The 12,089-nt window shown below is 72.8% G+C and carries 13 protein-coding genes; 3 read left to right on the top strand and 10 right to left on the bottom strand.

The genetic code is table 11. The annotated features are described in order from the left end of the window. Nucleotides 1-62: 62 nt before the first annotated feature. Entirely contained in the window at nt 63-641 is a 579-nt protein-coding gene (locus OG392_RS33640) for a Type-2Aa cytolytic delta-endotoxin (RefSeq protein WP_318210575.1), read from the bottom strand. 118 nt (nt 642-759) lie between these two features. Continuing rightward, entirely contained in the window at nt 760-1,602 is an 843-nt protein-coding gene (locus tag OG392_RS33635; RefSeq protein ID WP_329285798.1) for a LysR family substrate-binding domain-containing protein, read from the bottom strand. Nucleotides 1,603-1,665: 63 nt separating this feature from the next. Between OG392_RS33635 and OG392_RS33630 the strand changes: the two genes are divergently transcribed. Further along, complete coding sequence (locus OG392_RS33630; protein WP_329285795.1) at nt 1,666-2,067, top strand: DUF5997 family protein; 402 nt, start codon at nt 1,666-1,668, stop codon at nt 2,065-2,067. Nucleotides 2,068-2,199: 132 nt separating this feature from the next. Further along, complete coding sequence (locus OG392_RS33625) at nt 2,200-3,141, top strand: universal stress protein (RefSeq protein ID WP_329285793.1); 942 nt, start codon at nt 2,200-2,202, stop codon at nt 3,139-3,141. Nucleotides 3,142-3,210: 69 nt separating this feature from the next. Here OG392_RS33625 and OG392_RS33620 read toward each other — a convergent pair whose 3' ends face one another. Further along, the gene (locus tag OG392_RS33620) at nt 3,211-3,888 is read right to left on the bottom strand and encodes a formylglycine-generating enzyme family protein (RefSeq protein WP_329285791.1); all 678 of its coding nucleotides are present in this window, start codon (nt 3,886-3,888) and stop codon (nt 3,211-3,213) included. Nucleotides 3,889-4,008: 120 nt separating this feature from the next. Between OG392_RS33620 and OG392_RS33615 the strand changes: the two genes are divergently transcribed. Continuing rightward, entirely contained in the window at nt 4,009-4,806 is a 798-nt protein-coding gene (locus OG392_RS33615; RefSeq protein WP_329285790.1) for a VOC family protein, read from the top strand. A 59-nt stretch (nt 4,807-4,865) separates the two neighbouring features. Here the strand turns inward: OG392_RS33615 and OG392_RS33610 are convergent, their stop codons facing one another. The 7 genes from OG392_RS33610 to OG392_RS33580 form a co-directional block, all read right to left on the bottom strand. Then, nucleotides 4,866-6,452 (bottom strand): hypothetical protein, encoded by a 1,587-nt coding sequence (locus OG392_RS33610; protein ID WP_329285788.1) that lies wholly within the window; start codon nt 6,450-6,452, stop codon nt 4,866-4,868. A gap of 117 nt (nt 6,453-6,569) precedes the next feature. Next, nucleotides 6,570-6,764, bottom strand: a complete 195-nt coding sequence (locus OG392_RS33605) for a hypothetical protein (protein ID WP_015038168.1) — start codon at nt 6,762-6,764, stop codon at nt 6,570-6,572. A 119-nt stretch (nt 6,765-6,883) separates the two neighbouring features. Then, nucleotides 6,884-7,597: an ABC transporter ATP-binding protein gene (locus tag OG392_RS33600; RefSeq protein ID WP_329285785.1), complete on the bottom strand. Its 714-nt coding sequence runs from the start codon at nt 7,595-7,597 to the stop codon at nt 6,884-6,886. After that, nucleotides 7,590-8,603 (bottom strand): ABC transporter ATP-binding protein, encoded by a 1,014-nt coding sequence (locus OG392_RS33595; protein ID WP_329285783.1) that lies wholly within the window; start codon nt 8,601-8,603, stop codon nt 7,590-7,592. The genes OG392_RS33600 and OG392_RS33595 overlap by 8 nt, the downstream gene beginning before the upstream one ends. Next, nucleotides 8,600-9,436, bottom strand: coding sequence for an ABC transporter permease (locus OG392_RS33590; protein ID WP_329285781.1), 837 nt, complete (start codon nt 9,434-9,436; stop codon nt 8,600-8,602). The genes OG392_RS33595 and OG392_RS33590 overlap by 4 nt, the downstream gene beginning before the upstream one ends. Continuing rightward, the gene (locus tag OG392_RS33585) at nt 9,429-10,421 is read right to left on the bottom strand and encodes an ABC transporter permease (RefSeq protein WP_329285779.1); all 993 of its coding nucleotides are present in this window, start codon (nt 10,419-10,421) and stop codon (nt 9,429-9,431) included. Before OG392_RS33585 ends, OG392_RS33590 begins: the two co-directional genes overlap by 8 nt. Beyond that, entirely contained in the window at nt 10,418-12,046 is a 1,629-nt protein-coding gene (locus OG392_RS33580; protein ID WP_329285777.1) for an ABC transporter substrate-binding protein, read from the bottom strand. Before OG392_RS33580 ends, OG392_RS33585 begins: the two co-directional genes overlap by 4 nt. Nucleotides 12,047-12,089: the final 43 nt, after the last annotated feature.

Genomic DNA, 12,089 nt, shown 5'->3' with positions numbered 1-12,089 from the left:
GGGACGGTCCGAGGGTCCGGCCCGGGACGGCGGGCCGGCGCGATCCACCGCGACGGGGGACGTCAGGCCACGAGGTCCAGGGCCTGGCGGACCACGATCGCGTTGAGCCGGACCGCGAACGGCACGATGTCCGTCAGCTCCAGGGCGACGGCCCGCGCCTTCGGAAGCTCGACGGTCACGTCGACGCAGAAGGCCAGGGCGTACATGTGCTCCCCGGTCTCCTCGTCCTGCAGGGCGAAGAACAGGTCCCGGTAGAACCGGGTCCGCTCCCCCGACTCCTCGTAGAAGGAGAGGCCGGGCTGCCCCTCCTGCGCGGCGAGGCCGGTGAAGGCCTGGACGAGCTCCCGCTCGACGGTGGCCCAGAACCCGGCCTCCGCGCACTCCGGCGGGAGCGCCTGCCGGACGGCCTCCTTGAGGGAGAGGACCATGACCAGGACGGGGGCGTACTCCTGGAGCCCCCAGCCCCGCACCATCTTCACCACGGTGCTGTCCGGGACGGCCGCGGCGGCCTCCCGTATCGCCTCGAAGTCGAAGTTGACGGTCGCCGGAGCGATCGCCTCCTGGAACACCCGGTCGATGGACCGGGCCTGCGCGAGATGGTCCGCTCCCACCTCGACGACGGTCCTGAAACTGGCGGCCAAAGCTCCTCCTGGATGATCTCGATGATCAGGAGGGGTCAGTATGCCGAGCAGCCGCCCGTCGGAGGGAGCGGCGTCCGCCGTACGGACGGGGGCGGCCCGGGACGGCCGAGAGAGACGCTCAGGACTTCTTGCGGGGCTTTCCGCCCGTACGGCCCCGGCCCGAACCCCCGGCGCCGCCGCTCTTGCGGGCCGCGGGCCTGCCCGCCGTACGGGAACCGGCACCCGGCTTCCCGGACCGGCCGGGCTTGGCGGCGGCGCCCTTCCGCTCCTTCTGGTCCTTCGGCTGCTTCTGGCCCTTCTGGGCCTCGGCGCGGCGGCCCCTGGTGCTGTTCACCGTGCGGCCGCGCACGATGCCGATGAACTCCTCCACCAGATCGGGCGCCTCGTCGGCGGCCTGCCAGGACAGCGCCACCCGCGACTGCGGGACCTCGGTCAGGGTCCGGTAGGTGAGGTCCTTGCGGTGGTGCAGGCGGGCGAGCGACTGCGGCAAGGCGAGGACGCCGACGCCCGCCGCGACCAGTTCGATCGCGTCGGCGGTCGTCGCGGGGCGCTCGTTCGCCGGGAGTCCGGGCAGCTGCTCCCAGCCGAGGGTGTCGTCGAGCGGGTGCAGGACGAGCTCCTCGGCGAGGTCCTCGACCGTGACCTCCTCCGCCGCGGCGAGCAGGTGGTCCTTGGGGATGACGACGACGGTCGTCTCCGTGTAGAGCGGGATGGCGCTCAGGTCGTCCCGGTCGACGGGGAGCCGGACGAGACCGGCGTCGGCCGTGCCCTCGCGCAGGGCTCCGAAGGCCTCGGCGGGCGTCAGGGCGAGCAGTGTCAGAGGTACGTCGGGCAGGCGCTCGTTCCAGACCCGCACCCACTTCGAGGGCGTCACTCCGGGCACGAAGGCGAGCCTGAAGGAGGAAGGGGAGGAGGAGGGGGAAGTGGGGGAATCCGCGGGGGAAGCGTCCGAGCCTGTCACCCCGCCAGGTTACCGGTAGCTGCCGTGGTCGGAACTCGCCCGCACGCTCGATACCCTTGACACATGACGTCGCACCAGAGCACCCAGACGATGAAGCCCGCCACCGCGGCGAAGAAGCTGGGTGTGTACCTCGAGGCCACCCCCGCAGAGTTCCAGGAGGGTGTCGTCTCGCGCACCGAGCTGAGCGAGCTCCAGGCCGACCCCCCGGCCTGGCTCCAGGAGCTCCGGAAGAACGGTCCGCACCCCCGCCCCGTGGTCGCGCAGCGGCTCGGCATCTCCATCGCCGGTCTCGCCCGCGGCGGCATCACCGACCCGCTGACCACCGAGCAGATCGAGGAGCTCCGCCAGGAGCTCCCCGAGTGGCTGCGGAAGGAGCGTGCCACCCAGGCGGAGGTCCGCAAGGAGACCGTCCGTATCAAGGAGCGCGACGCGGAGCGCGCGGAGCGCCGCCGGCAGGGCGCCTGATCGTCTCACCGCCGGACCGGTCCCGAGGGTCTCCCCCTCGGCACCGGTCCGGCGCCGTTTCCCCACCGGGCCGGACGGGACGGCCGGGCCCCACCGGTGTGGCGCACGCCCGGCCGCGGGAGTCATTCCCCCATGAGTGACACGAACACCGCGTCCGAGCCGCCGGTCGTCGTCGGAGTGGACGGGTCCGAGCACAGTCTCCGGGCCCTCGCATGGGCCCTGAGCACCGCCGAGCACCTGGGATCACCGCTGGTCGTGGCCCATGTGCGCTCCGACGCCCTGCAGCTCGGCGCCGCCCGTATCGCCTCCCTCGGCCCCTCCCCCGAGCTGCCGGACTCCGTCATGGCGGCCGTACGGACGTCCGTCGAGGAGCGCGGGCACGACATGCCCGTGCGGTACGAGTCGCTCGACGGCTCGGTGACCGACGCCCTGCCGGCGACGGCCCGGGGCGCGCGGCTCCTGGTGACCGGCTCCCGGGGGCACGGCGGCTTCGCGAGCCTGCTGCTCGGCTCGACCAGCCGCACCCTCGCCGCGACGGCGCCCTGCCCGCTCGTCGTCGTCCCGCACGAGGCGCGCGCGGCAACCCTGGAAAGCGGGGCGAAGGCGGGACGGGTGCTGCTGGGGCTGCACCCGGAGGAGACTCCGGACGAGGTGGTGGCCTTCGCGTTCGAGGCGGCGCACCACCGCGGCGTCCCGCTGGAGGCCGTGACGGCGTTCCGGCTGCCGCCGCAGCCGACCAGTGCCGTCGTGTCCCCCGCCCCGGCGCTCCAGGTACCTCCGACGCTGCCCCTCGCGGACGCCGCGCAGGCCTTCGTTCGGGAGGCGGAGCGGGAGCAGGAGGAGCGGCTGCGGCCCTTCGCCGCCCGGTGGCCGAAGGTCGAGGTGGTGCCGACGGCGGTGCCGGCGGACGCCGCGGGCCTTCTCGTGGAGGGCTCGCGGGACGCCGGACTGGTGGTCGTGGGCCGTCATCACCGGCATCGGTTCGGCTCGCTGCTCATCGGCTCGGTCGCCCACGCGGTGCTGCACCACGCGCACTGTCCGGTCGCGGTGGTTCCCCCCGTGCCGTCGGCCTGAGGGATACGTCTCGGGTCCTTCCACCGCTGTACGCTCGGCCGGCTGCCGGGCCGAGCAGCCCCGGCCCGCTCAGCCCTGGAGGGTGCGGGCGAGCCGGAAGCCGACGTCGTCGATCCGCAGGGTCGGGTGGCTGCGGCGGCGGACCGAGGCGCGGCAGCTCCAGTGCTCGTCGAACCAGCCGCCGCCGCGCAGCACCCGGTAGCTGCCGTAGACCTCGGGGTCGTACACGTCCCAGCACCACTCCCAGACGTTGCCGAGCATGTCGTGGAGGCCCCAGTCGTTGGGCCGCCGGCCGCCGACCTCGTGGAGGCGTTCGCCGGAGTTGCCGCGGTGCCAGGCGATCTCGTCGAGTGGTCCGTAGCGGGCCTCCGTGGTCCCGGCCCGGCAGGCGTGCTCCCACTCGGCCTCGGTGGGAAGGCGGTACCCGTCGGCGGCGCGGTCCCAGTCCGGTGCGCCGGCGTCGTCCGCGGGAGCACGGTAGGCGGGGCGGAGCCCCTCGCGTACGGACAGCGCGTCGCAGAAGCGGACGGCGTCGGTCCAGGAGACTCCCTCGACGGGCAGCCGGTCGCCGTGCGGGGTGCTCGGCCCCTCGCCCATGACCTGCTCGTACAGTCCCCGTGTGACCGGGACGGCGCCCAGGGCGAACGGGTCGACGTCGACCGCCCAGCGCCGCTCCGTACGCCGGTCCGAGAGCGTGACCCGGCCCGCCGGTACCTCGGTCATCGCGTGGTCCCCCTGTGTCCTCATGGCCCTGATGGTCGCAGCTCCCGCGAACCGGTGCGCCGTGTCACCGCGCGGTCGGGGGCGAGCGTGACTAGCGTGGCTCACAGGAACACATCATCGAAATCGGAAGTGGGAGTCACCGTCATGGCCGTACGACCTGAGGGCACGCCTGTCTGGGCCGACGCGATGTTCAAGGACGTCGAGGTTGCCAAGACGTTCTACGGCGACGTGCTCGGCTGGACCTTCGGCGAGTCCTCCACGGAATTCGGCAACTACACGCAGGCGTACCGGAACGGGAAGGCGGTCGCGGCGGTCGTCCCGCCGATGCCGGGGCAGGACGGCGAGGATCAGTCGACCTGGTGTCTGTACTTCGCCTCTCCCGACGCCGCCGCGACGGCGGAGAAGATCAAGGCCGCGGGCGGCACCGTCCTGATGGAGCCGATGCAGGTCGGCGACTTCGGGTCGATGTGCCTCGCGCAGGACCCGACGGGCGCCGTGTTCGGCATCTGGCAGGCGGGGCGGCACGAGGGCTTCGAGCTGGAGGGCGAGAGCGGCGCGTACGTCTGGGCCGAGGTCTTCACCCGGGAGCCGGCGAAGGCCGACCCCTTCTACACGACCGTCTTCGGCTACAACTCGAAGAAGATGCAGGACGAGGACATGGACTACCGGGTCTTCGACCTCGGCGCCGACCCGGTGCTCGGACGCATGGAGATGACGGCGGAGGACTTCCCGCCGGAGATCCCCTCGTACATCCAAGTGTACTTCGCCGTCGACAACTGCGACAAGGCCGTCGAGGCGGCCGAGCGGCTCAACGGGCGGAAGGTGTTCGGGCCGATGGACAGCCCGTTCGGCCGTTTCGCGGCGATCGTGGACCCGCAGGGTGCCGCGTTCGCCGTGATCGACGTGCGGACCACCGTCGGCGAGATGCCCGAGTGGGTCTGAGCGGTACGGGAGGAACGGAGCCGCCCCGGGACCTCGGTCCCGGGGCGGCTCCGCGCGGGTCAGGCGCTGTCGCGGACCGCGACGATGCCGTTGAAGACACCGACGTACGCGGTGCCGTCGGGTCCGAGGGTGATCGGGGCCCAGTTGTTGTCGTAGGCGAGGCCGGTGCCGGTGAAGCGGCTGAAGACCCGGTCGCCGGTGCGGAAGTCGACGGCCGTGAGGTACCAGGCGTCGATGCCCAAGGAGTGGGGGCGCTTCTCGTAGAAGTAGAGCAGTCCGTTGGCGGTGGACAGCTTCGGCACGGTCGAGGGCGAGCGGACGTCGCTCTCCCAGACGGTGTCGCAGCCGCTGCCGTCGGCGCGGACGTCGATCCGGGTCGCGCCGCCGACGACACTCCGGCCGAGGAGGAGCGTACTCGGGTTCTCGTAGCCGTAGTTGTTCTCGACGACGAGGCTGTTGCCCCAGCTGATCAGGGAGTTGTCGGTGGTGGACGCCCCGGAGCCGAAGACCGGCACCTTGCAGACGAGGCGCTCGGCGGCGGAGACGCCCGCGCCGCGCCGGTAGACCAGCACGTTCATCCGGTCGTCGGCGTTGTCGGTGATGGCGACGTACTCGTCGTGGAGGCCGAAGAGGTCGGGGGTGGTGCCCGAACCCTGGTTCACCGAACCGGGCTTGGTGCCGGTCCCCCGGTCGTACGTCTCGCGCCAGCGCACCCGCGGGACGCCGTCCGCGTCTGCCCCGAAGCTGTACAGGGCATGGTCGGTGACGAGGGAGACGCCGTCCTCGGCGACGGAGAAGGAGTTCTGGATCTCCTCGCCCCCGAGGCGGATCGCGCGCAGCGCGCCCGTCGCCGGGTCGACGGTGCCGACGCGTCCGAGGCGGGTGACCCACCAGATGCGGCCGTCCCAGTCCGGCATGACGGAGGTGACGGGGTCGCAGACGCCGCTGGGGAAGAGGTTGGTCCAGGTGACGCAGTCGTGCGGGACGAGGGACGTGAGGTCCCAGTCGTTCTCGACGACGAACTCCCATGTCCCGTCGGTCTTCTGCCGGTGCGAGATGCGCTGGATGTGCTGCCGGGAATCGGCGAGGACGACGCGGTCCCGGTCGTCGAGGTAGAAGTACGCGCCGCCGGAGGTGTCCTTGAAGATCTTCTCGAAGTCGAGGCGGGTGATGGCCTCGACGGTGGAGGAGCGCTGCGGCAGCTTGTACTCGGCGAGGGTGTCCAGGGTGCCCGGGTCGAGCAGTTTCAGCAGGAAGCCGTTGAAGGTGCCGCAGACGGTGACGAGCCGGCCGCCGGAGTCGAAGGTGACGGTGGCGCACTCGCCGCCGACGGGGGCGATCTTCTCGCTGTCCACGCGCGGTGCGCGGCCCAGCGGCCCCGGGTACGGGTGGGTGCCGCTGCCCGCGCCGTCGGCGTGCATGCCGCTGCGCCCGTTGGGGGCGAGGTACGGGTGCTGCGCGGTGCCCTTGCCCGGCACGGGCCGCGCGGTGGCGGGGGCGCCCTCGTAGTGCTCCACGAGGCGGTGGCCGATCCCGAGGGGGATCTCCTGGGCCTGCGCGACGGGGGCGGACCCCACCAGGACGGCGGCGGCGAGCGCGATCAGCGTGAGCGCGCGGGCTCGTCTTCGGGGCGGGTGCGTGGCCAATGCTGCTCCTCGGGTTGCTGACACTCTGTCGCGCAGGCGGCCGACGCTAGGCCCGAGTCCATGAGATGTACATGCAACGGCCCTGTGTTTCACAGGCAGTTCATGATCGAGCAATGATCACGGCTTGAGGCTGGAGACCACGTTGGCAGTGGCGGCGACCCCGTTGTGGATGGTGGGCGCCATGCTGGTGCCGGCGAGGAAGAAGCCCAGCAGTGCGCAGACGAGCGCATGGGTGACCTTGAGTCCGCCGTTGCGCAGGAAGATCACGGCCAGCACCAGCAGCAGCACCACGACAGAAATGGAAACGGCCATCGCGTTCACGTCCCTCCGTCGCCGCACCGGAATTGCGGCGTTCGGCGGACAGTGTGACGGAGTGCGCGGCCCGTCCGGGCGAACGGCGGGGCGGCCATACGGGTGAGATTCGGCCGGGATCAGCCGCCGGGGGTCTCGGCGATGCCCGGCCGGCGGACGGTGTCGAGCTCGGTGCCGGCGGGCAGGCAGTCCTTCCATTCCACCGTACGGTCGCACCAGCGCCGCAGCAGGACCCGGTCGTGGCCGACGGCGAGGAGACCCGCGCCGGTCTCCTCGCGGTAGGTCTCGACGGCGGCGACCAGGGCGGCCGTGGTGGAGGCGTCCAGCATCGCGGTCATCTCGTCGCAGACCAGCCAGCGGGGGCGCAGGGCCAGTGCCCTTCCCAGACAGGCGCGTTGGAGCTGCCCGTCGCTCACCTCGTACGGGCGGCGGCCGAGCAGGTCGGGGGTGAGACCGACGGCCGGGGCGAGTTCGGCGAGGCGGGCCGCAGCCTCGCCGCGGCGTCCGGTGGCCCGGAGGGGTTCGACGAGGAGGTCGGCGAGGGTGAGCCGGGGGTCGGCGGCGGTGCGGGGCTGCTGGAACACGACGCCGACGGCGGTGCGCAGCGCGCGGGGTGCGCGGTGGCGCCAGGCCGTGACCTCGGTGCCGTCGAGGACGAGACGGCCCGCGTCCGGGCGGTGCAGGAGGGCCGCGACCCGGGCGAGGGTGGACTTGCCGCAGCCGCTGGGGCCGAGGAGTCCGACGGACTCGCCGGGGGCGACGGTGAGCGAGGCACCCCGGAAGACGGGGGCGCGGCGGTCGTGACCGGCGGTGACGGTGTCGAGTTCAAGCACGGGGCTGCTCCGGGTGGTGACAGGCCAGGTGGGCCGTGAACTCCGGCCGGGTGGTGCAGAGTTCGGTGGCCAGCGGGCAGCGCGGGGCGAAGGCGCAGCCCTCCGGCAGGGCGGAGAGCTCCGGCGGCATGCCGGGGATCGGGGTGAACGCCCGGTCGGGCAGCGCGTCGAGCAGTCCACGGGCGTAGGGGTGGCGGGGTCCGGTCGGGCCGAAGAACCGGTGGGCGGGGGCGATTTCGACGATGCGGCCCGCGTACATCACGGCGACCCGGTCGGCGATCCGTGCCGCGGCCGCCAGGTCGTGGGTGATGAGGAGCAGGGCGCGGCCGTCGTCGGCGTGGCGGCGCAGTTCGTCGACGGTGCGGTCGACGAGGTCGCGGTCGAGACCGGTGGTCGGCTCGTCGGCGAGCAGCAGCCGTGCGTCGCCGATGAGGGCGAGGGCGGTGGCGGCGCGCTGGGCGAGTCCGCCGGACAGCTCGTGCGGGTACCGGTCGAGGTGCCCGGCGGGGAAGGCGGCCCGCTCGGCGGCGTCCTCGGCGGCCTTGCGGCGGCCCCGGCGGGAGGTGCCGGTGAGCGCGCGGACGGTCTCCTCCAGCTGGGACCGTACGGTGCGGACGGGGGTGAGGTGGGCGGCGGGGCTCTGCGGTACGAGCCCGACGCGGCGGCCCCGTACCGTGCGGGCGAAGGTCTTCTCGTCCGCCGCGAGCAGGTCGGTCGCGACGGCGCCCCCAGGGCCCGCCAGCAGTGCCGCGCCGGACGTCTCGGCGTTGGCGGGGAGCAGGCCGAGGAGAGCGGAGGCCAGCACGGACTTGCCACAGCCGCTCTCGCCGACGAGGGCGAGGCACTCCCCCGCCGCGAGGTCGAAGCCGGCGTCGCCGACGGCCTCGACGGTCCGGCCGCCGCGCATCCTGAACCGGACGCTCAGGTCGCGGACGCTGAGGACGGCGTCCTCCGCGCGCTCGGCGGAGACGGCTTCCAGGGCGCGGAGCACGTTCTCGGCGGTCACAGCATCAGCTCCGATCGGCGGCGCGGGTTGAGCCGGTCGCGCCAGACGCCTGCCAGGCCGGCGAGGGCGAGGGTCGGCACGATGAGCAGCAGCCCGGGGAAGACGGTGGGCCAGCCGTGTCCGGCGAGGAGCGAGGAGCGGGCGTTCTGGACGAGGTTGCCGAGGCTCGCCTGGTGGCTCGGGAGGCCGAGGCCGAGGAAGGAGAGCGCGGACTCGTGCCACATGGCGTGCGGGACCATCAGGACGGCCGCGAGGCCCGCCTGCGGCAGGACCGCGGGGAGCAGGTGGCGGACGGCGACGCGCCACCGGGTCGCACCGCCCGAGATCGCGGCTTCGACGAAGGGCCGGGTGCGCAGGGAGAGGACCTCGGAACGCACGATCCGGGCGGTGGAGAGCCAGTGGGTGACGGCCACGGAGGCGATCACCGGCCAGACGCCGGGGCGGAAGAGGGCGACCACGAAGATGCCGAGCAGCAGGTGCGGCACGGAGGAGAAGGCGTCGACGAGCCGCATGAGGGTGCGGTCGGTCCAGCCTCCGAGCGCGCCGGCGGCCGCGCCGACCGCGGTGCCGACGACGGTGGCCACGAGGGCGGCGACCAGTCCGACGAGCAGCGAGATCCGCAGGCCGTAGACGCAGCGCAGGAACAGGTCGCGGCCGAGGTCGTCGGTGCCGAAGGGGTGGTCCCAGGAGGGCGGGAGGAGCTTCCGCGAGAGGTCGACGGCCTGTTCGTCGAGCTGGACGAGCGGGGGCACGAGCAGGACGGCGAGGACGACGGCGCCGACGACGAGGGCGGAGCTCCAGAGCCGCAGGCGGTGGGTGCGCGGGTCAGCCATCGAAGCCCACCCTCGGGTCGGCGAGTCCGTACAGGAGGTCGGAGAGGAGGTTCCCGAGGAGGACGGCGGCGGTGGCGAGGACCGTGAGCGCGGCGAGCAGCGGGAAGTCCACGGAGGTGGCGGCCTGGACGGTGGCGGCGGCGATGCCGGGCCAGCTGAAGACGGTCTCCACGAGCAGGGCGCCGGTGATGAGTTCGGGCACGCGGGAGCCGATGAGGGTGAGCATGGGCAGCATTCCGGAGCGCAGGGCGTGGCCGGTGAGGACGGTGCGTTCGCGCAGGCCGCGGGCGCGGGCGCCGCGTACGGGGTCCTCGTCGAGGGCGTCGCCGACGCCCTGGCGGACGTACAGGAAGAACCAGGGCAGCTGGGAGACGCCGAGGACGAGCGCGGGCAGCACCAGGTGGCGGGCGACCTGGTCGGCGGTGACGGTGTCGCTCGCGGTGTCGGTGAGTCCGCCGGCGGGCAGCGCGCCGAGCTTCAGGGCGAAGAACCAGATGGCGAGGAGGCCGAGCCAGAAGGCCGGCGCGGCTTCGAGGGTGTACGCGACGGAGCTGACGGCCCGGTCGACGAGGCCGCCGCGGCGGCGGCCGGCGAGGACGCCGAGGAGGGTGCCGAGGGCGATGGCCACGAGGAACGCGGTGACGGCGAGGAGGACGGACCAGCCGAGGCGTTCGCCGATGACCTCGGCCACGGGCCTGCGCAGGACGGCGGAGTCGCCGAGGTCTCCGGTGAGGGCCGAGGTGAGCCACTCCCACCAGCGGGTGACGAGGGGCCGGTCGACGCCGAGGTTGGCGCGGAGCTGGTCGAGGTTCTCCTGCGAGGCGGTGAGCCCGGCGGTGCCGGCGTAGGCCTTGACGGGGTCGAACGGGGAGGCCTCGGCGACGGCGAACACCGCGAAGGTGACGGCGAGGAGGACGGGGACGGCGGCCAGGGCGCGCCGTCCCGTCATCCGCGCCATGGGCCCCCAGGGGAGGCGGCGCTTCACTTCTTCGTCGCTCCGGCGGTCTCGGTCGCGCCCTTCGGCTTCCAGCTCTCGACGTTCCACCAGGGGCCGGAGGCGAGGCCGTGGTCGTGCGGCTCGGTCTGGGTGCTCGGCCCGTCCCAGGCGTCGTCGACGACGTAGAGGTGGTCGATGTGGGTGAGGAAGGTGTAGCCGGGGTTCTTCACCAGTTCGCGCTGGACGGTGTCGTACGCGGCACGGCGCTTGGGGAGGTCGTCCGTGCGGCGGCCCTCGTCGAGGGCGCGGTCGACGGTCTTGTTGTCGTACCAGGCCATGTTGTTGAAGCCGTCGCCGGCGAGGCTCGACTTGAGCAGCAGGTACTGGTCGAAGTCGGGGTCGCCGGGCGCGCCGCCGCCCGCGAGGACGGCGTCGGTCTTCATCCGGGGCTCGATGACCTCCCAGGTGCCGCCCTGGGCGGTGATGTCGATGCCGGCCTTCTTGGCGTCGGAGACGTACGCGAGGGCGTGGTCCTGGCGGAGCTTGTCGCCGGAGAGGTACCAGAGCGGGAAGGAGGCGCGGACGCCGTTCTTGACGCGGACGCCGTCGGGGCCGGGCTTCCAGCCCGCCTCGTCGAGGATCTTCTGCGCGCCGGCGAGGTCGTGGCGGCGCTCGGTGCCCTTCGCGAACCAGGGGCTGTCGGTGGGCACGGGCCCGTAGGCGGGCTTTCCGGCCCCTTCGAGGATCTTGTCGACCATGGTCTGCCGGTCGACGGCGATGTCGAGGGCGCGGCGGACGGCGGTGTCGCCGGTGACCCGGTGGTGGGTGGGGAGGGTGACGGTGCGGTAGTCGTACGTCGTCGCCGTCCAGGTCTTCTTCGTGGTGTCGCCCTTGAATCCGGCGGCGAGATTGGGCGGCAGGACGGCGCCGTCGAGGTCGCCGGCGCGGAGCCGGGTGGCGCGGACGTCGTCGTCCTTGATGATCGCCATGGTGAACCTCTTCACCGCGGGTGCGCCGTTCCAGTAGCTCGGGTTGGCCTTGAAGCTGAGCTTCTCGCCCTTGGACCAGCCGGTGAGGATGTACGGGCCGGTGCCTATCGGCTTGCTGGTGAAGGCGCCGGTGTTGACGTCCTGCCTCGCCGCGACGTGCTCGGGGGCGATGGCGTGGACGGTGCGCTCGGCGAAGGGCGCGTAGGCGTACTTGAGGTGGAAGACGACGGTGTCGTCGCCGACCGCCTCGACGCTCTTGAGGGCGTCGAGTTCGGTGCGCGAGGCGTTGTTCGTCTTCGGGTCGAGGATCGTCCGGTAGGTGAAGACGACGTCGTCGGCCGTGAAGGGTGCGCCGTCGCTGAACGTGACCCCGTCGCGGAGGGTGTACGTGTAGGTGAGCCCGCCGTCGGCGATCTGCGGCAGCCCGGTGGCGAGCGCCGGCTTCAGCTTCATGTCGGCGTCGAAGGCGAGGAGCCCGTCGAAGATCTTGGAGTTGCCATCCTTGCCGTAGCCGAGGAGGGGGCTGAGCGTCTCGGGCTCGTAGGCGATGCCGACGACCGCGGAATCCCTGGGTCCGCCGGAGGCCCCGGCGGGCGAGCCAGGGTTCGTGCAGGCCGCCGCGGTGAGGGCCGTGGCCCCCGCGAGCGTCGCGGCGGCCGTGCCGCGGAGGAATCGGGCGGTCATCGTGTCCACACCCCTTTTGGAGATCAACTGTTGTTGCGAACAG

Source organism: Streptomyces sp. NBC_00691 (genome assembly GCF_036226665.1).
Classification (GTDB): domain Bacteria; phylum Actinomycetota; class Actinomycetes; order Streptomycetales; family Streptomycetaceae; genus Streptomyces.
Note: the sequence above shows the minus strand (reverse complement) of the source record. Positions and strands in the feature narration are given on the sequence as shown.